Source organism: Pseudomonas sp. 57B-090624, from assembly GCF_003234055.1.
Taxonomy (GTDB): Bacteria; Pseudomonadota; Gammaproteobacteria; order Pseudomonadales; family Pseudomonadaceae; genus Metapseudomonas; species Metapseudomonas tohonis.
The window spans coordinates 46,950-70,648 of record NZ_QKRU01000014.1 but is presented as its reverse complement, the minus strand read 5'-3'; the positions used below and the strand labels follow the sequence as shown (position 1 = coordinate 70,648).

The following is a 23,699-nucleotide window of genomic DNA, read 5'->3' as shown; positions in this document are numbered from 1 at the left end:
GATGGGTTTCGCTGCGCTCTTCGCCATCCTACGGACATACAGGCCGACGCCCTGCACTGTCGCGGCGCTGCTGCGTTGCGCTTCTGGCCATGATCGACGGCCCCTTTCGATGGAGTGAAGCCATGCCTCGCAACACCCTCGCCGCCACCTTCGGCTACGACGCCTTCCGCCCCGGCCAGGAAGCGGCCATCCGCTCGGTGCTGGCCGGCCGCTCGACGGCGGCGATCTTCCCCACCGGTTCGGGCAAGTCGCTGTGCTACCAGCTGCCGGCGCTGCACCTGCCGCACCTGACCCTGGTGGTCTCGCCGCTGCTGGCGCTGATGCAGGACCAGCTGGCCTTCCTCCACCGCCACGGCATCGCCGCTGCCAGCATCGACTCCGCGCAGAGCCGCGAGGAGGCCGCCGAGGTCATGGCGCGGGCGCGTTCGGGCGAGCTGAAGATTCTCATGATCTCGGTGGAGCGCCTGAAGAACGAGCGCTTCCGTGGCTTCATCCAGCAGGTGCCGATCTCCCTGCTGGTGGTGGACGAGGCGCACTGCATCTCCGAGTGGGGCCACAACTTCCGTCCCGACTACCTCAAGCTGCCGGACTACCAGCGCCAGTTCGGCATTCCTCAGGTGCTGTTGCTGACCGCCACGGCGACCCCCGCGGTGATCGCCGACATGCAGAAGAAATTCGCCATCGCCGACGTGGACGTGGTCACCACCGGCTTCTACCGCAGCAACCTCGACCTCGCCGTCGAGGCGGTGCCCGGGCCGGCCCGCATGGCGCGCCTGGTGGACTGGCTGGCGCCGCGCAAGGGCCAGCCGGGCATCGTCTACGTCACCTTGCAGAAGACCGCCGAGCAAGTGGCCGAGGCGCTGGTGCGCAGCGGCCTGTCCGCCGCCGCCTACCACGCCGGCATGGGCCATGAGGCGCGCGAGGCGCTGCAGCGGCGCTTCATGGCCGGGCAGGTGGACATGATCGTCGCCACCATCGCCTTCGGCATGGGCATCGACAAGAGCGACGTGCGCAACCTGGTGCACTACGACCTGCCCAAGTCGGTGGAAAACTACAGCCAGGAGATCGGCCGCGCCGGGCGCGACGGCCAGCGCTCCGAGTGCCTGGTGCTGGCCAACCGCGATGGGCTCAACGTGCTGGAGAACTTCGTCTACGGCGACACGCCGGAGCGCGATGGCATCCTCCGCGTGCTGCAGGAACTCAAGGGCGCGGCCGGGGAGGGCGGGCGCTGGGAGCTGACCCTCAACGCACTGTCGGACCAGAGCAACATCCGCCAGCTGCCGCTCAAGACCCTGCTGGTGCAATTGGAACTGCGCGGCATCATCGCCCCGCTGTTCGCCTACTTCGCCGAATACCGCTTCAAGTACCTGGTGGAGCCCGAGGCGCTGGTGGCCAAGTTCGAGGGCGAGCGGCGCCAGTTCGTCGAGGCGCTGGTCGCCACCTCGCAACGGGCGCGCACCTGGAGCACGGTGGATTTCGACCGGCTCTACAACGAGCACCAGGCCGAACGCGCGCGGGTGGTCAAGGCCCTGGACTTCTTCCAGGAGCGCGGCTGGATCGAGCTGGAAAGCAAGCAGATGACCGAGGTCTACGCCTCGCTGCGCAGCGACTGGGACACCGGCTCGCTGGCGGACGAACTGCACGGTTACTTCAAGCGCCAGGAAGCCAGCGAGATCGGTCGCATCAACGCCATGCTGGCGCTGTTCGCCAGCGACAGCTGCCTCAGCCAGCGCCTGGCCGCCTACTTCGGTGACCACCAGGCACCCGCCCGGTGCGGCCACTGTTCGGTGTGCCGGGGCCAGGTGGCGCGCTTGCCCGAGCCGGCGGCGCTACCCGCGCTGGAGGGGAAGGATTTCGCCGCGCTTTGCAGCGGTTTCCGCCAGCGCCAGCACGAATACGACGGCCGCGATGCGGGTGCGGAGAGCCTCACCCGCTTCCTCTGCGGTATCGCCACGCCGATCTTCACCCGCTTGAAGGCCCGCAATCTGCCCGGCTTCGCGGCGCTGGAGGACTATCCCTACGCGCAGGTGCGCGACTGGGTCAGCCGTCAGCTCGATCTGTAGCCTGGGCTTCAGCCCAGGGTTCCACCACGGCCCGTACCCGGCACGGGCCATGGCCTGCCTACCGCCTCGTCAGGCCACCAGGGCCCGGTCAGTGAAGCTGGGCTGCTGCACGGCCTGGTAGGTGGAGATGGCCTGGTTGGCCAGTCGCGGCGTCACCAGGCCCAGGTCGGGCTGGGTGAAGGCCTGCTGATTGCCGTCCAGCTGCAGACGCTGACGGGCGATGAAGTCCCCGGACAGCGGGTTGTCGGGGTTCAGGTCATCGGTCTGCTGGGCTTCGATGTAGTCGGCGATCCGCTGCTGCTGGAGCTGTTGCTGCTGCAGCCGGGCGGTCTCGGCGGCGTTCTCGCGGATCTGCTGGGCCTGTTCCTCCCGCAGCGCCTGTGCCCGTTCCCGGGCCAGCTGCTGGTTCTCCTCGAACTGCTGCTGGGCTTCTTCCCGGGCGATACGCGCCCGCTCGTTCCGGGTGTCGATGGCGTTCTGGGTGGTGACGCCGGGCTGGGCGGTGATCGCCAACGGGTCATTGGTCCGCGGCAGCGGGGTGTTGGTGAACAGGGTCGGTCCTGTCGGTGTGATTGCGATAGCCATTGGGTTCTCCCTGGTTTTTCGGCCTGGGAGCTTCAGTCTAAGGGCAGGAGAAGCCCTCTTTTAGGTCGATCGCGCATAAGGCTCGTGACTCGATCGTCTAGCACTTTTTCCGCCGCTTTCTGTCCCGCCGCTTCGCTGTGCGGGCTCCCGTCGCGCTTGCATCGCCCGGTCCATGGGCGCTGCGAGCGATCCGTGCCGAAGGAGCCCACTGATGCTTTGGTACGTTCGTGCAGGAAGCGTCCCTTCGACCGTTCGTCGGTCGACGTTCAGCCGGGTTCGCCCAATTCGAGGATCTGCCCGATCAGCCATTGCAGCGCCGCGTCCCGTTCCCGGGCCTGCACGCTGACCACGTCCAGGTGGAAGGGCCCCACGGCGAAGGGCAGCTCGTACAGCGCCAGCGGCAGCAGGCGGGCGAAGTAGTGGGCCAGTTGCGTGGGCAGCACGGCCACCAGGTCGCTGCCGGCGACGATGTGGGCCGCCTGCAGGTAGTTGGGCGTGGTGTAGAGGATCTGCCGGCTCAGGCCACGCTCGGCGAGCCACAGGTCGACCATGCCTTTGGTCTGGCCGCCATGCACCCAGAGGTGGCGTAGCCTGAGGAAGCCTTCCAGGTCCGGCTGGCCCTGCAGCAGCGGGTGGTCGCGGCGCGCGGTCAGGCGCAGGGTCTCGCTCATCCAGCGGCGGCTGGCGAAGCGCGGTGGAATGCCCTGGAAGCGCCCCAGCACCAGGTCCAGCTCGCCCTTGTCCAGCGCCTCGGCGGGCAGGCTGGGGCTGAGGTGGCTGATGGCGATCTGCACGCCGGGCGCCAGCACCGCGAGGCGCTCCAGCAGGCGGGTCATGCAGATCAGCTCCACGTAGTCGGTCACGGCGATGCTGAAACGCTGGCGGCTGCGTGCCGGGTCGAAGGCCTCGCCGGCGACGAGGCTCTGCTCGATCTGCGCCAGGGCGGTACGGATCGGGGCCTCCAGTGCCAGCGCCCGGGGCGTCGGCTGCATGCTGCGACCCACGCGCACCAGCAGCGGGTCGCCGAGCAGCTCGCGCAGGCGGTTGAGGGCGTTGCTCACCGCCGGCTGGCTGAGGGACAGGCGCTCGGCGGCACGGGAGACATTGCGCTCGCGCAGCAGGGCGTCGAGCACACGCAACAGGTTGAGATCGAACGTGGAGATATTCACCGTGGGAATACGACCTATCACAAGACTAAATTTCAAAAATAGTAGCGGCTTCCTTAAGGTGTCTGGCGATTTTCGTATCCCCGCGCGCAGGCCCGAGCCACCGCAGAACAACAAGAGGACGATCCGATGACCCAGAGCCCCCACGACATTCGACAAGCCGCCGTGATCGGCGCCGGCACCATGGGCCGAGGCATCGTCATGAGCCTGGCCAATGCCGGCGTGCAGGTGCTGTGGCTGGACAACAACCCGCAGATGCTGGTGCAGGCCCTGGGCGTGGTCGCTGACACCTATGCCCACAACGTGCGCCAGGGGCGCATCGACGAGGCCCAGGCGGCCGCGCGTCGTGCCTGCATCACCCAGGTGACCGACTATGACGCCCTGGCCGACGTCGACCTGGTGATCGAGGCGGTGTACGAGAACCTCGAGCTCAAGCAGCAGATCTTCCGCGAGCTGGACGCCCGGCTGAAGCCGTCGGCCATCCTCGCCAGCAACACCTCGGCGCTGGACATCGACGCCATTGCCGCCGTCACCGCCCGTCCCGAGCAGGTCCTCGGCCTGCACTTCTTCAGCCCGGCGCACATCATGAAGCTGCTGGAGATCGTGCGTGGCGCCAGGACCGCCAGGCCGGTGCTGGACGCTGCCCTGGAGCTGGGCAAGCGCATGGGCAAGGTCAGTGTCATCGCCGGCAACTGCGACGGCTTCATCGGCAACCGCATGCTCCACACCTATGTACGCGAGGCGCGGATGATGCTGCTCGAAGGCGCCTACCCCCACCAGGTCGACGCCGCCCTGCAGGGCTTCGGCTTCGCCATGGGCCCGTTCCGCATGTACGACGTGGTCGGCATCGACCTGGAATGGCGTGCCCGCGAACTGGCCGGCAAGGGCCAGGACGACCCGGCGGTGCAGGTGGACAACCGCCTCTGCGCCCTCGGCCGCTTCGGCCAGAAGTCGCGCATGGGCTACTACCGCTACGCCGAAGGCAGCCGCCAGGCCGAGCACGACCCGGAAGTGGACGCGCTGGTGCTGCAGGTGTCCGAGCAGCTCGGCTTCGAGCGCCGCAGCATCGGCCAGGAAGAAATCCTCGAGCGCTGCCTGCTGGCCCTGGTCAACGAGGGCGCGAAGATCCTCGAAGAGGGCATCGCCGCCTCCAGTGCCGATATCGACACCGTCTACCTCAACGGCTACGGCTTCCCCGCCGACAAGGGCGGCCCCATGAGCTGGGCCGATGGCCAGGGCCTGGAGGTCATCCGCGAGCGCCTGGAATACCTCGCCGGCCGCCACGGCCTGCACTGGCAGCCCGCTGCCCTGATCCAGCGCCTGGCTGCCGAAGGCCGCCGCTTCGCCGATTGCCAAGAGGAAGCCTGAGATGAGCTACACCGCCCCCCTGCGCGACATGCGTTTCGTGCTCCATGAAGTCTTCGATGTCGCCGGCCACTGCGAACTGCTGGGCAATGGCCTGGACCGCGAGCTGATCGACGGCGTGCTGGAAGAAGGCGCGCGCTACGCCGGCGAGGTCATCGCCCCGCTGAACCGCTCCAGCGACGAAGAGGGCGTGACCCTCGAAGGTGGCGCCGTGACCACCCCCACGGGCTTCCGCGAGGCCTACAGGCAGTACTGCGACAACGGCTGGGCCAGCATGACCGGCCCGGTGGAGCATGGCGGCCAGGGCTTCCCGCAGATGGTCGCCGCCAGCTTCCACGAGATGCTGATGGCCGCCAGCCTGTCCTTCCGCGTCTATTCCGGCCTCACCGAAGGCGCCGTGCTGGCGCTCTACAAGCACGGCAGCGAGGCGCTCAAGCAGGCCTACCTGGACAAGATGGTCGGCGGCACCTGGACCGGCACCATGTGCCTCACCGAGCCCCAGGCCGGTACCGACCTGGCCCTGCTGCGCACCCGCGCCGAACCCCAGGCGGACGGCAGCTACAAGGTCAGCGGCAGCAAGATCTTCATCAGCGGTGGCGAGCAGGACTTCTCGGACAACATCGTCCACCTGGTCCTGGCGCGTCTGCCCGATGCCCCGGCCGGGGTGAAGGGCATCTCGCTGCTGCTGGTGCCCAAGTTCATCGCCAACGCCGATGGCACGCCGGGTGCGCGCAACGCCCTGTCCTGCGGCGCCATCGAGCACAAGATGGGCATCAAGGGCGCGGCCACCTGCGTGATGAACTTCGACGGGGCCACCGGCTGGCTGATCGGCGAAGCCAACCAGGGCCTGGCCTGCATGTTCACCATGATGAACGACGCGCGCTTCCAGGTCGGCCTGCAAGGCCTGGGCATCGCCGAGCGCGCCTTCCAGGGGGCGCTTTCCTATGCCCGCGAGCGCCTGCAATCCCGCGCCCTGACCGGCCCGGCCGAGCCGGACAAGGCCGCCGACCCGATCATCCACCACCCCGACGTGCGGCGCATGCTGCTGACCCAGAAGACCCTGGTGGAAGGCAGCCGCATGCTCGCCGCCTACTGCGGGCGCCAGCTGGACCTGGAGCACGGCCACCCCGACGCGGCCGCACGCAAGGCCGCCGGCAAGCGCGCGGCGCTGTTGATCCCCATCGTCAAATCCTTCTTCACCGACATGGGCCAGGAAGTGGCCAGCCTCGGCGTGCAGGTATACGGCGGGCATGGCTACATCCGCGAATGGGGCATGGAACAACTGATGCGCGACAGCCGCATCACGCAGATCTACGAAGGCACCAACGGCATCCAGGCGCTTGACCTGATCCGCCGCAAGCTGATGGGCGACGGCGGCGCCGAACTCCATGCCCTGCAGGACGAGCTGGCCGCCATGGCCGAAGCCCAGGCCGGCCGCAGCGAACTGGCGGAACTGGCCGGTGCCGTGCTGGCGCGCCTCACGGAATGGCGCGACCTCACCGCCACCGTGCTCGACCGCGCGCGCCACGACCCCCAGGAAATCGGCGCCTGCTCGGTGGACTTCCTCCAGTACTCGTCCTATGTGTTGTTGGCCGGGCTCTGGCTGCAGGCCGCGGCCCGCGCCCAGGACGCCCTGGACGGCGGCACCGGCGAGGCGGACTTCTACCAGGCCAAGCTGCACAGCGCGCGCTTCTACATGCGCCGCCTGCTGCCGCGCGCCAGCGGCCACCGCGAGTCGCTGCTCGGCGGCGCGGATTGCCTGATGGCCCTGCCGGAGGCGCATTTCGCGTTCTGATGGAGTCCAAGCGGCGGGGAGGGCGATCAACCGCTACCCCGCCCGTGCAGCACCCGCTCAGCCAACCCGACAGCACAACAACAAGAGGCCACCCCATGCAGCCCTTCAGTTTCGCCACCACCGCGCAGATCCTCTGCGAACCCGGCTCCGCCCTCCGCCTGGCCGAGCTGTGCCGCGAGCGCGATGCCCACCGTGTGCTGATCGTCACCGACCCGGGCATCACCCGCCTGAACATGCTCGACCCGATCCTCCCGGGCTTCGCCGCCGCCGGCGTGGCGGTGGAGATCTTCGACCAGGTGCAGGCCGACCCGCCCGAGGCAGTGGTGCTGCAGGCGGTGGAACAGGCCAAGGCCTTGCGCGCCGAGCTGGTGATCGGCTTCGGCGGCGGCAGCTCCATGGACGTGGCCAAGCTGGTGGCGCTGCTGGCCCACCCCGAGTGCAGGCAGGCGCTCAAGGACATCTACGGCGTCGGCAACGCCCGGGGCCGGCGCCTGCCGCTGATCCAGGTGCCGACCACCGCCGGCACCGGCTCGGAAGTCACCCAGATCGCCATCATCACCACCGGCGAAACCACCAAGATGGGCGTGGTCTCGCCGCTGCTGCTGCCGGACCTGGCGGTGCTCGACGCCGACCTCACCCTCGGCCTGCCCGCTGCGGTGACCGCTGCCACCGGCATCGATGCCATGGTCCATGCCATCGAGTCCTACACCAGCCGGCACAAGAAGAACCCCATGTCCGACCTGCTCGGCCGCGAGGCGCTGCGCCTGCTCTGCGCCCACCTCGACGAGGCGGTGCACAACGGCCGCAACCGCGAGGCGCGCCAGGCCATGCTGCTGGGCGCCTGCCTGGCCGGCCAGGCCTTCGCCAACGCCCCGGTGGCGGCGGTGCATGCCCTGGCCTATCCCCTGGGCGGGCACTACCACATCCCCCACGGCCTCTCGAATGCGCTGGTGCTGCCCCATGTGCTCGGCTTCAACGCCGAGGTCGCCGCGCCGCTCTACGCCGAACTGGCGCCGCTGGTGCTGGGCCGCAAGCTGCAGCCGGGCAACGACCTGCACCTCACCGAGCAACTGATCGTCGAGCTGGCCGACTTCAGCGAGCGCAGCGGCCTGCCCACGCGCCTGCGCGATGCCGGCGTCGCCGAGGCGATGCTGCCGCAGCTGGCGAAGGACGCCATGTTGCAACAGCGCCTGCTGGTGAATAATCCGCGCGAAGTCAGCGAGCGCGATGCGCTGGCGATCTACCAAGCGGCGTACTGAGCCCATCCGAACCAAGGACCCCCATGAGCCAACCCCAGCACCTGCGCAGCGACTACCGCCACTTCCAGCCGATCACCACCCGCTGGCACGACAACGACGTCTACGGCCACGTGAACAACGTCGTCTACTACGGCTTCTTCGACAGCGCGGTGAACACCTACCTGATCGAAGTGGGCGGCCTGGACATCCACGACGGCGAGGTCGTCGGCTTCGTGGTCAGCTCCTCCTGCGACTACTTCGCCTCCATCGCCTTCCCCGATCGCATCGAAGTGGGCCTGCGCGTCGGCAAGCTGGGCAACAGCTCGGTGCAGTACGAACTGGCCATCTTCAAGGCCGGCGAAGACGAAGCCTGCGCCGCCGGCCGCTTCGTCCACGTCTTCGTCGACCGCACCAGCAACCGTCCGGTGCCCATCCCCGAACGCCTGCGCGCCGCCCTGGCGGAACTCGTCGTCCCGGGTTGATCGCGGCGTCGGCAAGACCGCTCCCGGGCTGAAGCCCGGGCTACGGCTCATTCCCATGCGCGGTTCGCCGGCCGGGTTTTTCACCAGATCGACCCCGAACAGCCGGAATGGCGACATCGGCGGGGTGCGCTGACCGGTCGCTCTACCCTAATCGGGCTTCTGCCCGCAGAATGCGCGGCAAATCCGCTGCGCTTCCACTGACTGCAGGGCGATAGACCCTGCGGCCTGGCGAGTATTTCCGTTTCGGCCGGGCCGGGGTGGTGCAGCGGGGCATCTTGGGTATCGGCCGTGTCCACGGCCCCTGTTCAGTGAATCTGCCATGTCTTCGGAAAAACGCTCCATCCTCCAGCGCCTCAAGGGCACCAGCCTGGTGACGCGTATCCTCATCGGCCTCGTGGCCGGTGTTCTGCTCGCCACGCTCAAGCCCGAAGCGGCTGCGGCCGTGGGCCTGCTCGGCACCCTGTTCGTCACCGCCCTGAAGGCCGTGGCACCGGTGCTGGTGTTCGTCCTGGTGATCGCCGCCATCGGCAACCACAAGCCGGGCGAGCGCACGCACATCCGCCCGATCCTGTTGCTTTACTTGATCGGCACCTTCTCCGCCGCGGTGGTGGCGGTGCTGGCCTCCAGCCTGTTCCCCTCCACCCTGCACCTGAGCGCGGCGGCCAATGACCTGGCGCCGCCCGGCAATATCTCCGAGGTGCTGCTGAGCCTGCTTTCCAGTGCGGTGGCCAACCCGGTCAAGGCGCTGATGGAGGCCAACTTCATCGGCATCCTGGTCTGGGCCGTGGGCCTGGGCATCGCCATCCGCCAGGGCAGCGAGACCACCCGCGCGGTGTTCAGCGACCTGTCCCACGGTGTGTCGTTGATCGTGCGCGTGGTGATCGCCTTCGCCCCGCTGGGCATCTTCGGCCTGGTGGCTTCGACCCTGGCGGAGAACGGCCTGAAGGTGCTGGCGGACTACGCCCACCTGCTGGTGGTGCTGCTGGGCTGCATGCTGTTCGTGGCCTTCGTGGTGAACCCGCTGATCGTCTACTCGAAGATCCGCCGCAACCCTTATCCGCTGGTGCTCGCTTGCCTGCGCGAGAGCGGCATCACGGCTTTCTTCACCCGCAGCTCGGCGGCCAACATCCCGGTGAACCTGCAGCTGTGTGAAAAGCTCGGCCTGCACGAGGACACCTACTCGGTGTCGATCCCCCTGGGCGCGACCATCAACATGGCCGGCGCGGCGATCACCATCACCGTGCTGGCGCTGGCTGCCGTGCACACCCTGGGTATCGCGGTGGACATCCCCACCGCCATCCTCCTCAGCGTGGTGGCGTCCATCTGCGCCTGTGGCGCCTCGGGTGTGGCCGGCGGCTCGCTGCTGCTGATCCCGCTGGCCTGCAGCCTGTTCGGCATCCCCAGCGAGGTGGCGATGCAGGTGGTGGCGGTGGGCTTCATCATCGGCATCCTCCAGGACGCCGCCGAGACCGCGCTGAACTCCTCCACCGACGTGCTGTTCACCGCCGCGGCCTGCATCGCCAGCGGCGATGTCGACGAGCCGGGCGAAGCGCACATCGGCTGATCCCCCGGGTGCACGCCTAGGGCGTGTCGCCCGTCCTGGCGGTGGCGGGTTCGGCGAACCCCCCACCGCTGTCCGGTAGCCGGCCCGGCAGGTCGGATTCCAGTTCGATGACCCGCCGCCCGGCCATCCCCGCCTTGTCGATCAGGTGACCGTGATGGCGCAGGAACAGCGCCTGGAAGGTGCCGTCCGCGCGGATCATCTCGAAGCCTTCGGCGAAGCGCCGTTCCAGCACCGGGTTGTGCTGGGCGAAGGTGAAGTACACCGGCATCGGGTATTTCAGCGCCAGGTGCTGCTCCACCATCAGGTCCGGCAGCGCCTTGTGGTTGGCGTCCACCTCGGCCCAGGCTTCGCTGAGGCCACGGTGGAAGTAGTCGAAGCGGCGCTGCTCGAGCATCGGCAGCAGGTTGCCGGGGTTGGCCATGCCCAGCACTGGCAGGTGGTTGCGGGCGAACAGCGGGAAATCGCTCCATTGGCTGCCGAAGCCACCGGTCATGCGGCGCAGGCCATCGAGGTCGTCGATACGCGCGAAGTCGGCCTGGCGGTCCTGGCGGATGATCAGCACGCGGTAGCCGAGCAGGCCCTGGTGCATGTCGATGGGCAGCATGCGGAAGTCGGCCAGGCGTTCGCGGTTCGGTGGCACGTAGGCGAGGTCCACCTGGCCGGCCTTGAGCATCGCCAGGCAACGTTCCTGGGATGGGTCCGGTGCGTCGCTGGTGGCGATGCTGGCGGCGCCGTAGCGTTCGGCGGTGCGGGCGAGGATCAGGTTCGCCAGCTCGATGCGGTAGGCGTAGGTGACGGGGTTCTGCTGGCAGACACGCAGTTGCTGCCCGGCGAAGGCAGCCGGGAGCAGGGTGAAGAGGCAGAGCAAAGGTGTGGCGTATCGGATGAAGCCCATGGCGTGTCCACGGCGACCGGCGTGCATGCGCCAGCAGGGTAATGGCAGAAGATTACAGTCTTCTCAGACGCTTCGCCCGGTGGCTGTTGAGCAACTCGACACCCGGAGCTATTCTGGCGCGCGGTCGGCAGTTCACCCAGGCGTCACCGGTGCCCATTCGGGCAGCTAAACCTGCCACGAGCCCCAGGCTCATCCTCGACCGACACTCGTCCCGTGCCGCGTCGGAACCCGGCGACCCCCGACATCCTCGCCCGAGGACTTGGCACACACGAGGAACGAACTGTGTCCAAGACGCTTATCCCTTTCGCCACCCATGACATGTCCGCGCTCGCCCGCTCGCTGGTCCGCCAGCTGGAGGGACGCGAGCGGCCGCCGGGGCATGTGGAGATGCTCAACCTGCTGGCCCGCGCCAGGGGTTTTCGCAGCTTCCAGGCGCTGCGCGCGAGCCAGGTCGCCGAACGCCAGCTGGCCGAGGCGCCCACCGGCGATGCGGTGGACTATGTGCTGGTCCGCCGCCTGCTGCGCTACTTCGACGAGCAGGGCCGCCTGCAGGCCTGGCCGGGCAAGCACAGCCACCGGCGCCCCTGCCTGTGGATGACCTGGATGGCCTTGCCGCCGCGCATCGCGATGAGCGAGCGCGAGGTCGACGGCCATATCCGCGCGGCTGCGAGCCTGGGTGACCACGTGTTGTTGCGGCGCGAGATGGTCGACGCCGGCTGGCTGGTGCGTACGCCGGACGGGCGTGAGTACCGTCGCGTGGAGCTGCGCCCGGAGCCGCTGGCAATGGCCCTGCGCGAGCAGTTGGGCAGGCGTTCGGCCTGATGTGCCCGGCGCGCAGGGAGGCGCGCCTTTCAGGTTTCGTCGAAGTGGCTGCTATGCAGCAGGCAACCCAGGGGCGCCGTGTCCACCTGCAGCCGCGGCCAGCGTTGCAGCCAGCCTTTTTCCCGCAGGCGTTCGCTGAAGGCTTCCTGGCGCGGGTGCAGCGGGTTGGGGGTGACGCGCAGGTCGAGCAGGCCGGACTGGATGAAGGGCGTGATGATCTCGATGCCGCCGCCCGGGCGCAGGCGCACGCCGATGGCCGTCTGCACTTCGGGCCAGTGGCTCATGGCGTCGCGGCTGTCGCGGTAGGGGGCGTCGCCGTTGCGCAGGTGCATGCGCGCCTGGTTCTTCACCGACCAGGGCAGGTGCCCGGTCATGCCGCGCAGGGTGCGTTCGATGCGCAGGTCGGCCTCGGGGTCGAGGTCATGGGGGTCGAAGTGGATCAGGTCGAGATCGGCCAGCGGCGTTGCGTCGCGGTAGCCGTGCAGCCGGTCCCAGGCCAGGTTGCGCACGAAGCCGGCGGCCAGCCAGGCATCGCGCAGGCCCAGGCTGGCGACGCAACGCAGGGCCAGCAGGCGCTGGCCGTCGCCGCGCAGCCAGCGCTGCAGGTGGGGCAGGGGGTTCCGGTAAGCCACCGGAAGCACCGGCCCCCGCAGCGTGCAACGCGGAGGCTGGGCGTGTGGCTCCATGATGCTCAATCGCGGTGCCTGTGCTTGCGGTGCTTCTTGCCACCGCTGTCCTTGTCCAGCTCGCTGGCGATGGCGCCACCGGCCGCGCCGCCGAGGCCGGCACCTAGGGTCGAGCCGGTGCTGCCGCCGAGCTTGCCGCCCACCACCGAACCGCCGGCGGCACCCAGGCCGCCACCCAGCGCGGCGCCGGTCTTGTTGCCGTCACGCGCGGTGATCACGCCACCGGCGGCACCGCCGAGGCCGGCACCGATGGCGGCGCCGGTGCTGCCACCGATGGATTGGCCGACCACGTTGCCCAGCGCACCGCCGATGCCGCCGCCGAGGGCGTTCTTGGTGGTTTCGCCGGCGACCACGGCTTGGGTCGCGAGCAGGCTCAGGGCCAGGGCGGGAAGAGTGAGGCGCATCGGGTGTTTCTCCAGGCAAGGTGACGAGGGCCGCTCGCCTGCGTGGCAAGTGGCCCTCGAAGATTAAGAGGCTGAGAGTGTTACGGGAGTTCTGTGAGGGGATGCGATCGGCCGGGATTGGCGACTAACGGTCGCGATCAGTCATCCCAGTCGTGGTGGTGGCGGTGCTTGTGCTTGCGGTGGCCCCAGCCGTGGCCGCGGCCATGTTCGTGGCGATCGCCACGGCGATCGTAGTGACGGCGATCGTCGCGGTCGTCGTCGCGGCTCTCGTTGCCCATGTAGTTGCCCAGTGCGCCACCTGCACCGCCGCCGGCTGCGGCGCCGATCAGGCTGCCGGTGTTGCCGCCGACCTGGCGGCCGATGACGTTGCCGCCCGCCGCGCCCAGGGCGCCACCGAGGGCCGCTTCGGTGCGGTTGCGCCGGTCGGCACCGACCGCGCTGCCTGCAGCCCCGCCGACGCCGGCACCGATGGCCGCGCCGGTGTTGCCACCGATGGATTGACCGACGGCCGCGCCCAGTACCCCGCCCAGCGCGCCACCCACCCCGGCTTCGGTGGTGCCGCCCGCGAAGGCGCCGCCACTGGCAAGGCAGAAAGACAGAAGGAGGATCGAGGAGTGCTTCATGGAGAGGAGAGCCTCTGTGGTTTGGACGAGGCGATAGTTGCCAGCGAAACGGCGCCGTACAAGCGCCTCCCGACGAATTGCGCAGGGTTTTTCACAATCTCTAAATAATTGTTTTTGCTGAAGAATTTTGGCTGTTCCGGCGGTGTCAGAGGCCTATTCCAGCACTGCGTTTCGGCCCTTTTCCAGGCCATTTCCTGATGGCATTGCGCCTTGTCCTTGCGCCCCCTGCAGTGGGGGTGATTGCGCTTTTTCCCAGCCCTTCGATGCGCATGATCGATGCAACCTGTTTGCGTCGTTCGCACCGTTTCTATCGCGTGCCTGGACCTGTGTGCGAGCGCGGAGGGGGCAGGTGCGCGCGGCACACCCTACGGGAGGCTCCGTGCCCGCCGTAGGGTGGGATGCGTGCCGAACGGTCAGAGAATGCGCCCGCTTTCCTGCGCCGGCTGGAGGCGCACGGCGATGAACTTGGAGGTGGGCGTGTGGCTGCCGACGCCGAAGCTGTCCAGGGGCACCAGGGGGTTGGTTTCCGGGTAGTAGGCGGCGGCCTGGCCGGCGGGGATGTCGAAGGCGAGCAGGGTGAAGCCTTCGACCTTGCGCTCGATGCCGTCGTCCCAGAGCGAGACCATGTCCACCTTCTGCCCGCTCTGGTAGCCCAGGCGCCGGATGTCGGCTTCGTTGGCGAACACCACCTGGCGCTGGCCGCGCACGCCGCGATAGCGGTCGTCGAGGCCGTAGATGGTGGTGTTGTACTGGTCGTGGGAGCGCAGGGTCTGGAGGATCAGGTCGGGCTTGAGGCCGCTGGCGCGGATGCGTTCGTGGATCAGGGTCTCCGGCAGCGGGTTGGCCTTGAAGTTGGCACGGCCGCTGGCGGTCTTCCAGGTGCGGGCGCCGGCCGAGTTGCCCAGGTAGAAGCCGCCCGGGTGCTGCACGCGCTGGTTGAAGTCGGCGAAGCCGGGGATGGTGTCGGCGATCAGCTCACGGATGCGGTCGTAGTTGGCGATCATCGCGTCCCAGTCCACCGGGTGGTTGCCCAGGGTGGCCTTGGCGATGCCGGCGACGATGGCCGGCTCCGAGCGCATCTCGCGGGACAGCGGCTCCAGCTGGCCGTTGGAGGCGTGGATCATGCTGAAGGAATCCTCCACCGTCACCGCCTGCGGACCGTGGGCCTGGTGGTCGATGTCGGTGCGGCCGAGGCAGGGCAGGATCAGGGCGTCGCGGCCGACGGTGAGGTGGCTGCGGTTGAGCTTGGTGCTGATCTGCACGGTGAGCTCGCAGTTCATCAGCGCCTGGTGGGTGCGCGGGCTGTCCGGCGTGGCCTGGGCGAAGTTGCCGCCGAGGCCGATGAAGACGCGGGCCTGGCCGTCGAGCATGGCGTTGATGGCTTCCACGGTGTTGTGGCCGTTCTCGCGGGGCACCTTGAACTGGAAGCGCTTCTCCAGGGCGTCGAGCAGGGCCGCCGGCGGGCGGTCGTTGATGCCCATGGTGCGGTCGCCCTGCACGTTGCTGTGGCCGCGCACCGGGCACAGGCCGGCGCCGGGGCGGCCGAGGTTGCCGCGCAGCAGTTGCAGGTTGACGATTTCCTGGATGGTCGGCACCGAATGGTGGTGTTGGGTGATGCCCATGGCCCAGCAGATGATCACGCGCTCGGCGCGGCGGTACATGCGCGCGGCCTGTTCGATCTCGGCGAGGGCGAGGCCGGACTGGCGCTCGATGTGTTCCCAGTCGGTGGCGTCCAGCTCGGCCAGGTAGGCGTCGACGCCGGCGGTGTGTTCGGCGATGAAGGCGTGGTCGAACACCGCCGGCTGGCCGGCGGCCTGGGCCTCGCGCTCCCACTGCAGGAGGAACTTGGCGATGCCGCGCATGGCAGCCATGTCGCCGCCCAGGGCCGGGCGGAAGAACGCGGTGTTCAGCGGGGCGGAGCCGTTGGTGAGCATCTCCAGGGCGTGCTGGGGATGCTGGAAGCGTTCCAGGCCGCGCTCCTTGAGCGGGTTGAAGGCGACCACCTGGGCGCCGCGCTTCACCGCCTCGCGCAGCGGTTCGAGCATGCGCGGGTGGTTGGTGCCGGGGTTCTGGCCGAGGACGAAGATCGCGTCGGCGTGCTCGAAGTCGGCGAAGGTCACGCTGCCCTTGCCGACCCCCACGCTCTGGCCGAGGGCCACGCCGCTGGCCTCGTGGCACATGTTCGAGCAGTCGGGGAAGTTGTTGGTGCCGTAGGCGCGGACGAACAGCTGGTAGAGGTAGGCGGCTTCGTTGCTGGCGCGGCCGGAGGTGTAGAACTCGGCCTGGTTCGGGTCGGGCAGGCGCTTGAGGTGGCTGGCGACCAGGGCGAAGGCGTCGTCCCAGCTGACCGGCAGGTAGTGGTCGCTGGCGGCGTCGTAGCGCATCGGCTGGGTCAGGCGGCCCTGGTATTCGAGCCAGTAGTCGCTCTGCTCGCGCAGCTGGCTGACGCTGTAGCGGGCGAAGAAGGCGGCGTCGACGCGGCGCTTGGTGGCTTCCCAGTTCACCGCCTTGGCGCCGTTCTCGCAGAACTTGATGCGGCCGTCTTCGGGGGAGTCGCCCCAGGCGCAGCCGGGGCAGTCGAAGCCGCCGTTCTGGTTGGTCTTGAGCAGGGCGCGCAGGTTCTTGAACGGCTGCTTACTGTCGAGCCAGAAGTGAGCGACGCTCTTGAGCGCGCCCCAGCCGGCGGCGGCGCCGTTGTAGGGCTTGTAGCGGGGATGCACGGGTTGCAGGCTCATGGCTGTACTTCTTCTGTCCGGGGCGCCGGGCTGTAGACCCGGGGCGCGCTGTGATGGGGCAGGTGGATCAGGTTCAGGTTGTGCCGGCGCGCCCATTGCACGGTGAGTGCCGTGGGGGCCGAGAGGCTGACCAGGGTGCCGAGGCCGGCACGCACCGCCTTGTGGATGAGTTCGAGGCTGCAGCGGCTGGTGACCACGGCGAAACCGGCGCGCGGGTCGAGCTTGTGCCGCAGGAGGGCGCCGATGAGTTTGTCGAGGGCGTTGTGGCGACCGATGTCTTCGCGGCACAGCGCCAGTTCGCCGCTGGCGTCGACGAAGAGCGCGGCGTGCAGGGCGCCGCTGCGGCGCCCGAGGTCCTGCTTGGCGGCGATGCGCTGGCGCAGGTCGGCCAGGTGCTCCGCCGGGGGCAGTGGCTGGGGAGGCAGCACGGTGAGGGTGGGCAGGGCCTGCTCCAGGGCCTCCACGCCGCAGAGGCCGCAGCCGGTGGTGCCGGCCAGTTGGCGGCGCTGGTCCTTCAGGGCCCAGAAGGCGCGGTTGGCGATTTCCACGTCTGCCTGGCGGGCGTCGTCGCAGCCGCCGAGGCGGGTGTCATAGATGTCATCGATCGAATCGACGATACCGGCGCTGAGGCTGAAGCCGGCGATGAAGTCTTCCAGATCGGCGGGCGAGACCATCATCACCGCGTGGCCGATGCCGTTGTAGGCGATGGCCAGGGCGCACTCCTCGGCCAGCAGGCCCTCGCCGGTCGTGGCGGCGCCGCCCAGTTCGGCATAGGCATAGCCCCGCGCCTGGGTCACGGGCTCGGTGTCGTTGACGGGGGGGAGGGATGGCTGGCGTGGCACGGGTGGCGCCCCTGCGACGGATTGACACAGGCAGCCTAGGCGCTGGTGGCGGGGTCCGTCTAATCGCTATTGCCGATACTGTGATCGACGGTGTCTATCAGGTCGGGGAAAACAGCCGGCGGGCCTCTTCGAAGCAGGCATCCGCCAGCGCGGAGCGGGGTTGCCCGCGGCGCTGGATGAGCCCCAGCGGCGCCAGGGTGTGGGCGTGCTCGATGGGCAGCAGGGCGAGGTGTTCGGTGAGTTCGTCGAGGCCACTGGCGAGCGGCATGATGGCGCAGCACAGGCCGGCGTTGACCGCCTGCAGCAGCTGGTGCACGGCGTCGGTCTCCAGGCGCGGCTGCGGCGCGAGGCCCCGGCTGCGGAAGCCGTGGTCGATCGACTGGCGGAAGTGCATGCCGGCGGAGAGCAGGCCCAGAGGCAGGCCGGCGAGAGCCTCCCAGGTGAGTTGCGGGGCGTCGAAGGCGAAGTGGCGGCGGTCGTGCAGCAGGCCCATGCGGGTGTCGGCGACTTCCAGGCTGTCGAAGTGTTCGCGATCGAGGCGGTCCAGGTAGGAGAGGCCGAGGTCGAGCTGGTTGCGTGCCAGGCGTTCGAGGATCTGCTCGGAGCTGAGGGCGAACAGCTGGAAGCGCAGGTCGGGATGCTGCCCGGCGAAGGCCTGGACCAGGCGCATGGGGTCGTAGCCGGCCAGGGGCACCACGCCCAGGCGCAGGGTGCCGACCAGGTGGCCGCGGCAGGCGGCCGCCTCGGCGTGCAGGCCGTCATGGGCGGCAAGCAGGGTGCGGGCCCAGGCGAGCACGCGCTGGCCGGCATCGGTGAAGCCTTCGAAGCGCTGGCCGCGCTGCACCAGCTCCAGGCCCAGCTCCTCTTCCAGGCTGCGCAGGCGCATGGACAGGGTGGGCTGGGTGACGTGGCAGCGCGCGGCGGCCTGGCCGAAGTGGCGGGTCTCGTCGAGGGCGACGAGGAACTTGAGCTGCTTGATGTCCATGGTCGCTCCCGCCGGGCTAGAGCCCGTCCACCAGTTCGCGGTAGCCGTCGACCGCGGCGAACTCCTCGGTGTCCTTCAGCGCACCCCGGCTGTCGGGCTGCAGCACCGCCAGCAGGTGGGCGACGCCGTAGGCCCGTGCGCTGCGCAGGATCGGCAGGCTGTCGTCGATGAACAGCGTACGCGCCGGGTCGAAGGGCGAATCCGCCTGCAGGGCGTGCCAGAACTGCTGATCTTCCTTGGGGAAACCGTAGTCGTGGGAACTGATCAGGCGATCGAACCAGGGCGCCAGTTCGACCCGTTCCATCTTCAGCGACAGCGAGTCACGGTGGGCGTTGGTGATCAGCACCACGCGCTTGCCGGCGCGGCGCAGGGCGGCGAGGAAGTGGTCGGCGTCGGGGCGCAGGGCGATCAGGTCGGCGACCTCGCGCTTGAGGTCGCGGATCGACAGCTTCAGCTCGCGGCTCCAGAAGTCCGTGCAGTACCAGTTGAGCTGGCCGGCGTGGTGCCTGAACAGCGGCACCAGTTCGGCGTCGGCCGCCTCGCGGCTGATGCCGTGGTGTTCGGCGTAGCGCTGGGGCAGGTAGTCCAGCCAGAAGTGGTTGTCGAAATGCAGGTCGAGGAGGGTGCCATCCATGTCCAGCAGGACGGTGTCGATGGCGGACCAGTTGAGCTGTGGCATGCGTGTCCGGGGCTGTAGGTGGGAGGGCTGTCGCGATTGCACCCTGGACGGTCGTCGGCGTGCAATCTCCTACGCAGATAATCGGAAAAGCCGGGGTATGATAACCCGCCGGTCATGCCAAGGAGTTCCGTTATGCGTCAGAAGCCCACCGTGCTCGCTCGCGAGATCGTCGCCAGCAGCCGCCTGTTCCGTGTCGAGGAGCTGCAGCTGCGCTTCTCCAACGGTGTCGAGCGTACCTACGAGCGTCTGGTGGGCAAGGGCTCCGGCTATGGCGCGGTGATGGTGGTGGCGATGGTGGACGCCGAGCACGTGCTGCTGGTGGAGGAGTACTGCGCCGGCACCGACGACTACCAGCTGTCGCTGCCCAAGGGGCTGATCGAGCCGGGCGAGGACGTGCTGGTGGCGGCCGACCGCGAACTCAAGGAAGAGGCGGGGTACGGCGCGCGCAAGCTGGAGCTGCTGACCGAGCTGTCGCTGTCGCCGGGCTACATGAGCCAGAAGATCCAGGTGGTGCTGGCCCGTGACCTTTACGAAGAGCGCCTGCCGGGCGACGAGCCCGAGCCGCTGGGCGTGGAGAAGGTCAGCCTGCGCGAGATTTCCAGCCTGTTGCAGCACCCGCAGTTCAGCGAGGGGCGCGCCCTGGCGGCGCTCTACCTGGCCCGCGACCTGCTGGGCCAGCGCGGGGAGTTCCTCGTATGAGCCATCCGCTGCTGCCCGCCGTCATCGAGCTGGTTGGCCTCGCCGGCCAGGCCATCCTGCCGTTCTGGCGCGCGGACGTCGCCGTGGTCGAAAAGGCCGATGCGTCCCCCGTCACCGCCGCCGACCTGGCTGCCCACCGCATCCTCGCCGACGGCTTGGCAGCGCTGGATGCCGGCATCCCGGTGCTATCCGAGGAAGCGGCGGACATCACGCTCGCCGAGCGCGCCGCCTGGGAGCGCTGGTGGCTGGTCGACCCGCTGGATGGCACCAAGGAGTTCATTTCCGGCTCCGAGGAGTTCACCGTCAACGTCGCGCTGATCGAGCGCGGGCGGGTGGTCTTCGGCGTCGTCGGCGTGCCGGTCACGGGCCGCTGCTACCTCGGTGGTGCCGGCCTGGGTGCCTGGCGCATCGATGCGGGCGAGCGCGAACCGATCAGGGTGCGTATGGCCCCTGCACAAGCCTTCACCCTGGTGGCCAGCAAGCGCCATTCGAGCCCCGCGCAGGAACGCCTGCTGGCCGGGCTGGGGGAGCGCTTCGGGGAATTGCAGCTGGCCAATATCGGCAGCTCGCTGAAGTTCTGCCTGCTGGCCGAAGGGGCGGCGGATTGCTACCCGCGCCTGGCGCCCACTTCGCAGTGGGACACCGCTGCCGCGCAGGGCGTGCTGGAAGGCGCCGGTGGCGAGGTGCTCGACCTGGCCGGCAAACCGCTGGGCTACGGCGCCCGCGAATCCTTCCTCAACCCGTCCTTCCTGGCCCTGCCGGCGGCAGCCGCGTGGCGTGGCGAGCTGCTGGAGCTGGCGCGCGCCCTGGATTGATCCGGAACGCGCCTGTCGGGCCATCACGCAGGGTGGCGCGGGGTTCCTCCCACCCCGCTTACCTCGTGACGATCAGTCGAGCATGTCCTTGAAGCGTTCGTCCTTGCCGTAGAGCAGCGGCTGGGCGAAGCCGGGGACCTTGATGCCCTCGGCGGTGACTTCCAGGGCCTTGTCGTCGATCAGGTCGTTGCCGAAGTTGTAGATGATGTCCAGCTCGCCCTTGAGCGCGCGCTCGTCGTACTGGCGGGCGGCGGCGCGGGTGGCTTCGCGCTTCTCGCAGTAGGCGGCGAAGGCTTTCTCGCCATGGCGCTTGCGCAGCATGTTCTCGGTCAGGCGCGGCGAGATCACCACGCCGCTGGCGTTGTTGCCGCCAAAACCCTTCGAGTTGACGAAGCAGATATCCAGGCTGCGTTGCTCCATGCGCTGGTCGCGGGTGGAGATCGACAGGTGCTGTTGGTGCACGTCGTCGGCGACCCGGTCGATGGTCTTGATGCCCGGCAGGATGCCGTAGCGGAAGGTGCCGAGGGCCGAGACCACCTGATCCCCGCTGGCGGTGGCCAGGCTGTGGCCGACGAAGGCCTTGACCGCGGTGATGGGCCAGGACTCGATGCCGAAGGCGGCGGCGACGCGGTCCAGCAGTTCGGATTCGGTGACGCGGTTGGCCGGGGTGCTGGAGCCGTGGGCGTGGACGAAGCTGTGCTGGCGCACGGTCTCGCTGCCGAACAGCTGGGTGGCGCTGGCCACGGCCTTGGCCAGGGTCAGGTAGTTGCCCGGGCCGGGGGCGGAAATGGATTTCTTGAAGCCGTCGGCGTTGATGAAGACGTCGGTCACCGCGCCATGGATATCGGCACCCAGCTCCAGGGCCAGGGCGTCGTCCATCAGCACCACGTACTGGCTGGACTCGGCCAGGGTGAAGCCGCAGTTCTCGCCGAAGGGGCGGCTGGCACGGCGGAAGTCCACGTCCTCGCGGCCGCCGACCTGGCGCAGGCCGTCCTCGGTGGCCAAGGCGCCCATGGCGCCGTAGCCGTCGATGCATTCCTGGTTGATCGGCGCCTCGGCGTTGCCCACCAGGGCGACCCGCGCGCGGCCGGAGCCGATCAGCTCGATGGCCTTCTGCAGGTTGTAGAGGAAGGTGGCGCAGGCGCCGGTGACGCTGCCGGTGGTGCCGACGCTGCCCAGCACGTACGCGTTGATGAAGTCGGCGGGCATGGTGTTCAGGCCCAGCGGCAGTTGCTTGGCGGTGACCCGGCCACCCTTGAGGCGCGACTGCATCAGGCCGCCGAAGCCGTTCTCGTCGAGCTGGCTCATGATGCTGCCGGAGAACACCGCGACTTCATCGGGCTGCACCCGGTCGACGATGCGCTGCCAGGGCAGGCCGATGGAGCGGATGGCGTCGGTGGCGGCGACCACGGACAGCTGCAGGCCGCGCGGGTGGAAGCGCGAGTTGTACAGCTCGCCCGGCTCGAAGCCGGTGGGCAGCTGGCCGGCGGATTTGACCGGCAGGGCGCGGAAGCTCTCGACCTTGAACTCGGTGGCGTCGGTGAGGGTGACGCGCACCTCGCCGGATTCCAGCGGCTCGACCGACCAACTGGCCGGCAGCGGCTCGGGCAACTGCTTGCGCGAGGTGACGAAGCGGATGCTGGAGCCCGGCTCGGCGGCGACGCCGATGCTCTTCTGCCAGGGGGCGGCGTCGACGTCCAGGTGCTGCTTCTCGATGCGGCGCACCAGGGTGGAGGCGAGGAGGCGTTCGCCGAAGCGCGACTCGATGTCGGCAAGGGTCAGCGGCGCGCCGTCGGCGTCCAGGTACTGGCCATCGACCACGGTCACCAGCTTGGTCATCACCGCCAGGCCGGCCAGGGTCTCCTGGCGCGCGGCGGCGTCGACGGACTCGATCACGGTACGGCGGAAGCCATGGTGGAACGAGCTTCGGCCCGCTGCGTTGTAGCCGCCGAAACCAACGATGACCGGAAGTCGAGACATGACGCGGGAACTCCTCAAATAGACCATTTCGTGACCGGGGCCGGGCCGAGCGCGGTGAAGAGGGGCCATGATGGCCGCAGGTGCGGCTGGCCAGGGGACGCGTCGGGGATGTCCGGCCACCGGGTACGAACCAGGTGGCAGCTCGAAAGATTCGAATGCCTAACCTGACGCGGCAGCTGACCGTCGAGTCACTTGAGGATTGATCGGTACTGCCCGTGTGCATGGGCGCCAGGTGTGGTCGCGAGGGCGGGCGGGAGGAACCGGGGCCGCTTGCACGGCCCCGTGGTTTGGGCTTCAGCGGTAGCTGATACCCGGGTTGGCGGTGCTGACGCGGGTGCCGGCCTTGCCCTGGACGATGGCTTCGATATCGGCGAGGGAGCCGATCACCGCGACGCGCCCGGTGTTGCGGGCGAATTCGCTGGCGGCCTGGACCTTGGGCCCCATGGAGCCGGCGGCGAAGCCGAGGCGTTCGAGCTCATCCGGGTGGGCTTCGGCGATGGCCTTCTGGGTCGGCTTGCCCCAGTCGATGTAGGCCGCGTCGACGTCGGTGGCGATCACCAGCAGGTCGCTCTCCAGCTGCTGGGCCAGCAGCGCGGAACACAGGTCCTTGTCGATCACCGCCTCGACGCCCTTGAGCTTGCCGTTGTCGTCATAGAGCGTGGGGATGCCGCCACCACCGGCGCAGATCACCACCGAGCCTTTTTCCAGCAGCCACTTCACCGGGCGGATCTCGAAGATCTGCTTGGGCCGGGGGCTGGCCACCACGCGGCGGAACTTGTCGCCGTCGGGGGCGATGGTCCAGCCTTTTTCTGCGGCCAGGCGCTCGGCTTCTTCCTTGGAGTACACCGGGCCGATGGGCTTGGTGGGTTTCTGGAAGGCCGGGTCCTTGGCGTCCACTTCCACCTGGGTGAGCAGCGTGGCGAAGGGCACCTCGAAGGGCAGCAGGTTGCCCAGTTCCTGTTCGATCATGTAGCCGATCATGCCCTCGGTCTCGGCGCCGAGGACGTCCAGCGGGTAGGTGCTGACCGCCGTGTAGGCGGCACCCTGGAGGGCCAGGAGGCCAACCTGGGGACCGTTGCCGTGGGCGACCACCAGTTCGTTGCCGGGCTGGATCTTGGCGATCTGCTCGGCGGCGATGCGCACGTTGATGCGCTGGTTCTCCGCGGTCATCGGCTCGCCACGACGCAGCAGGGCGTTGCCGCCCAATGCGACGACTATTCGCATGATTGTTCTCCTGTTGCGGTGGAGAGGGAGCGATAGGCTGCTCCTTCTCCGA

General features: G+C 68.8%; 21 protein-coding genes. 9 read left to right on the top strand and 12 right to left on the bottom strand.

Annotated elements, in window-relative coordinates; all coding sequences use genetic code 11:
- Window positions 1–122 precede the first annotated feature (122 nt).
- Entirely contained in the window at window positions 123–2,063 is a 1,941-nt protein-coding gene (locus tag DMX10_RS09155) for an ATP-dependent DNA helicase RecQ (protein WP_111260792.1), read from the top strand.
- A 69-nt stretch (window positions 2,064–2,132) separates the two neighbouring features.
- Here the strand turns inward: DMX10_RS09155 and DMX10_RS09150 are convergent, their stop codons facing one another.
- Both DMX10_RS09150 and DMX10_RS09145 read right to left on the bottom strand, forming a co-directional pair.
- The gene (locus DMX10_RS09150; protein ID WP_111260791.1) at window positions 2,133–2,648 is read right to left on the bottom strand and encodes a hypothetical protein; all 516 of its coding nucleotides are present in this window, start codon (window positions 2,646–2,648) and stop codon (window positions 2,133–2,135) included.
- Between the two features lie 266 nt (window positions 2,649–2,914).
- Window positions 2,915–3,817 carry a LysR family transcriptional regulator gene (locus tag DMX10_RS09145; RefSeq protein ID WP_111260790.1) on the bottom strand — a complete coding sequence of 301 codons (903 nt, stop codon included), beginning with the start codon at window positions 3,815–3,817 and terminating at the stop codon, window positions 2,915–2,917.
- Between the two features lie 126 nt (window positions 3,818–3,943).
- On the opposite strand from DMX10_RS09145, the gene DMX10_RS09140 reads away from it, so the two are divergent.
- From DMX10_RS09140 to sstT, 5 genes are all read left to right on the top strand, one after another.
- Window positions 3,944–5,182, top strand: a complete 1,239-nt coding sequence (locus tag DMX10_RS09140) for a 3-hydroxyacyl-CoA dehydrogenase (protein ID WP_111260789.1) — start codon at window positions 3,944–3,946, stop codon at window positions 5,180–5,182.
- A gap of 1 nt (window position 5,183) precedes the next feature.
- A complete protein-coding gene (locus DMX10_RS09135) occupies window positions 5,184–6,974 on the top strand; it encodes an acyl-CoA dehydrogenase C-terminal domain-containing protein (RefSeq protein WP_111260788.1) in 1,791 nt (596 codons plus the stop codon).
- Between the two features lie 95 nt (window positions 6,975–7,069).
- Entirely contained in the window at window positions 7,070–8,233 is a 1,164-nt protein-coding gene (locus tag DMX10_RS09130; RefSeq protein WP_111260787.1) for an iron-containing alcohol dehydrogenase, read from the top strand.
- Between the two features lie 23 nt (window positions 8,234–8,256).
- Window positions 8,257–8,694 carry a thioesterase family protein gene (locus DMX10_RS09125; protein ID WP_111260786.1) on the top strand — a complete coding sequence of 146 codons (438 nt, stop codon included), beginning with the start codon at window positions 8,257–8,259 and terminating at the stop codon, window positions 8,692–8,694.
- A 319-nt stretch (window positions 8,695–9,013) separates the two neighbouring features.
- A complete protein-coding gene (gene sstT / locus DMX10_RS09120; protein WP_111260785.1) occupies window positions 9,014–10,258 on the top strand; it encodes a serine/threonine transporter SstT in 1,245 nt (414 codons plus the stop codon).
- A gap of 16 nt (window positions 10,259–10,274) precedes the next feature.
- On the opposite strand, the gene DMX10_RS09115 is transcribed toward sstT, so the two are convergent.
- Complete coding sequence (locus DMX10_RS09115; RefSeq protein ID WP_111260784.1) at window positions 10,275–11,153, bottom strand: hypothetical protein; 879 nt, start codon at window positions 11,151–11,153, stop codon at window positions 10,275–10,277.
- Between the two features lie 282 nt (window positions 11,154–11,435).
- Here DMX10_RS09115 and DMX10_RS09110 point away from each other — a divergent pair, with 282 nt between their 5' ends.
- Entirely contained in the window at window positions 11,436–11,975 is a 540-nt protein-coding gene (locus DMX10_RS09110) for a DUF2087 domain-containing protein (RefSeq protein ID WP_111260783.1), read from the top strand.
- A 29-nt stretch (window positions 11,976–12,004) separates the two neighbouring features.
- Here the strand turns inward: DMX10_RS09110 and DMX10_RS09105 are convergent, their stop codons facing one another.
- From DMX10_RS09105 to yrfG, 7 genes are all read right to left on the bottom strand, one after another.
- The gene (locus tag DMX10_RS09105) at window positions 12,005–12,607 is read right to left on the bottom strand and encodes a nucleotidyltransferase family protein (protein ID WP_236208404.1); all 603 of its coding nucleotides are present in this window, start codon (window positions 12,605–12,607) and stop codon (window positions 12,005–12,007) included.
- 59 nt (window positions 12,608–12,666) lie between these two features.
- The gene (locus DMX10_RS09100) at window positions 12,667–13,065 is read right to left on the bottom strand and encodes a hypothetical protein (RefSeq protein ID WP_111260782.1); all 399 of its coding nucleotides are present in this window, start codon (window positions 13,063–13,065) and stop codon (window positions 12,667–12,669) included.
- A 137-nt stretch (window positions 13,066–13,202) separates the two neighbouring features.
- On the bottom strand, window positions 13,203–13,688 hold the full coding sequence (locus DMX10_RS09095) for a YMGG-like glycine zipper-containing protein (RefSeq protein WP_111260781.1): 486 nt from the start codon (window positions 13,686–13,688) through the stop codon (window positions 13,203–13,205).
- Between the two features lie 413 nt (window positions 13,689–14,101).
- On the bottom strand, window positions 14,102–16,423 hold the full coding sequence (locus DMX10_RS09090) for an FdhF/YdeP family oxidoreductase (protein WP_111260780.1): 2,322 nt from the start codon (window positions 16,421–16,423) through the stop codon (window positions 14,102–14,104).
- Window positions 16,420–17,265, bottom strand: coding sequence for a formate dehydrogenase accessory sulfurtransferase FdhD (gene fdhD, locus DMX10_RS09085; protein ID WP_111260779.1), 846 nt, complete (start codon window positions 17,263–17,265; stop codon window positions 16,420–16,422). The genes DMX10_RS09090 and fdhD overlap by 4 nt, the downstream gene beginning before the upstream one ends.
- A gap of 97 nt (window positions 17,266–17,362) precedes the next feature.
- Complete coding sequence (locus tag DMX10_RS09080) at window positions 17,363–18,250, bottom strand: LysR family transcriptional regulator (protein WP_111260778.1); 888 nt, start codon at window positions 18,248–18,250, stop codon at window positions 17,363–17,365.
- 16 nt (window positions 18,251–18,266) lie between these two features.
- A complete protein-coding gene (gene yrfG, locus DMX10_RS09075; protein WP_043240479.1) occupies window positions 18,267–18,929 on the bottom strand; it encodes a GMP/IMP nucleotidase in 663 nt (220 codons plus the stop codon).
- A gap of 132 nt (window positions 18,930–19,061) precedes the next feature.
- Between yrfG and nudE the strand changes: the two genes are divergently transcribed.
- Both nudE and cysQ read left to right on the top strand, forming a co-directional pair.
- Entirely contained in the window at window positions 19,062–19,628 is a 567-nt protein-coding gene (gene nudE, locus DMX10_RS09070) for an ADP compounds hydrolase NudE (RefSeq protein WP_111260777.1), read from the top strand.
- A complete protein-coding gene (gene cysQ / locus DMX10_RS09065) occupies window positions 19,625–20,443 on the top strand; it encodes a 3'(2'),5'-bisphosphate nucleotidase CysQ (protein ID WP_111260776.1) in 819 nt (272 codons plus the stop codon). Before nudE ends, cysQ begins: the two co-directional genes overlap by 4 nt.
- Window positions 20,444–20,515: 72 nt before the next feature.
- On the opposite strand, the gene DMX10_RS09060 is transcribed toward cysQ, so the two are convergent.
- On the bottom strand, window positions 20,516–22,423 hold the full coding sequence (locus DMX10_RS09060; RefSeq protein ID WP_111260775.1) for a beta-ketoacyl synthase: 1,908 nt from the start codon (window positions 22,421–22,423) through the stop codon (window positions 20,516–20,518).
- A 294-nt stretch (window positions 22,424–22,717) separates the two neighbouring features.
- Window positions 22,718–23,647: a carbamate kinase gene (gene arcC, locus DMX10_RS09055; protein WP_111260774.1), complete on the bottom strand. Its 930-nt coding sequence runs from the start codon at window positions 23,645–23,647 to the stop codon at window positions 22,718–22,720.
- Between the last annotated feature and the right edge of the window lie 52 nt (window positions 23,648–23,699).

What these genes read in the sequence shown, in the direction of transcription:
- DMX10_RS09155 (WP_111260792.1), top strand. Translation starts at nt 123, where the DNA reads ATGCCTCGCAACACCCTCGCCGCCACCTTCGGCTACGACGCCTTCCGC.
- DMX10_RS09150 (WP_111260791.1), bottom strand. Translation starts at nt 2,648, where the DNA reads ATGGCTATCGCAATCACACCGACAGGACCGACCCTGTTCACCAACACC.
- DMX10_RS09140 (WP_111260789.1), top strand. Translation starts at nt 3,944, where the DNA reads ATGACCCAGAGCCCCCACGACATTCGACAAGCCGCCGTGATCGGCGCC.
- DMX10_RS09135 (WP_111260788.1), top strand. Translation starts at nt 5,184, where the DNA reads ATGAGCTACACCGCCCCCCTGCGCGACATGCGTTTCGTGCTCCATGAA.
- DMX10_RS09130 (WP_111260787.1), top strand. Translation starts at nt 7,070, where the DNA reads ATGCAGCCCTTCAGTTTCGCCACCACCGCGCAGATCCTCTGCGAACCC.
- DMX10_RS09125 (WP_111260786.1), top strand. Translation starts at nt 8,257, where the DNA reads ATGAGCCAACCCCAGCACCTGCGCAGCGACTACCGCCACTTCCAGCCG.
- sstT (WP_111260785.1), top strand. Translation starts at nt 9,014, where the DNA reads ATGTCTTCGGAAAAACGCTCCATCCTCCAGCGCCTCAAGGGCACCAGC.
- DMX10_RS09115 (WP_111260784.1), bottom strand. Translation starts at nt 11,153, where the DNA reads ATGGGCTTCATCCGATACGCCACACCTTTGCTCTGCCTCTTCACCCTG.
- DMX10_RS09100 (WP_111260782.1), bottom strand. Translation starts at nt 13,065, where the DNA reads ATGCGCCTCACTCTTCCCGCCCTGGCCCTGAGCCTGCTCGCGACCCAA.
- DMX10_RS09095 (WP_111260781.1), bottom strand. Translation starts at nt 13,688, where the DNA reads ATGAAGCACTCCTCGATCCTCCTTCTGTCTTTCTGCCTTGCCAGTGGC.
- DMX10_RS09090 (WP_111260780.1), bottom strand. Translation starts at nt 16,423, where the DNA reads ATGAGCCTGCAACCCGTGCATCCCCGCTACAAGCCCTACAACGGCGCC.
- DMX10_RS09080 (WP_111260778.1), bottom strand. Translation starts at nt 18,250, where the DNA reads ATGGACATCAAGCAGCTCAAGTTCCTCGTCGCCCTCGACGAGACCCGC.
- yrfG (WP_043240479.1), bottom strand. Translation starts at nt 18,929, where the DNA reads ATGCCACAGCTCAACTGGTCCGCCATCGACACCGTCCTGCTGGACATG.
- nudE (WP_111260777.1), top strand. Translation starts at nt 19,062, where the DNA reads ATGCGTCAGAAGCCCACCGTGCTCGCTCGCGAGATCGTCGCCAGCAGC.
- cysQ (WP_111260776.1), top strand. Translation starts at nt 19,625, where the DNA reads ATGAGCCATCCGCTGCTGCCCGCCGTCATCGAGCTGGTTGGCCTCGCC.
- DMX10_RS09060 (WP_111260775.1), bottom strand. Translation starts at nt 22,423, where the DNA reads ATGTCTCGACTTCCGGTCATCGTTGGTTTCGGCGGCTACAACGCAGCG.
- arcC (WP_111260774.1), bottom strand. Translation starts at nt 23,647, where the DNA reads ATGCGAATAGTCGTCGCATTGGGCGGCAACGCCCTGCTGCGTCGTGGC.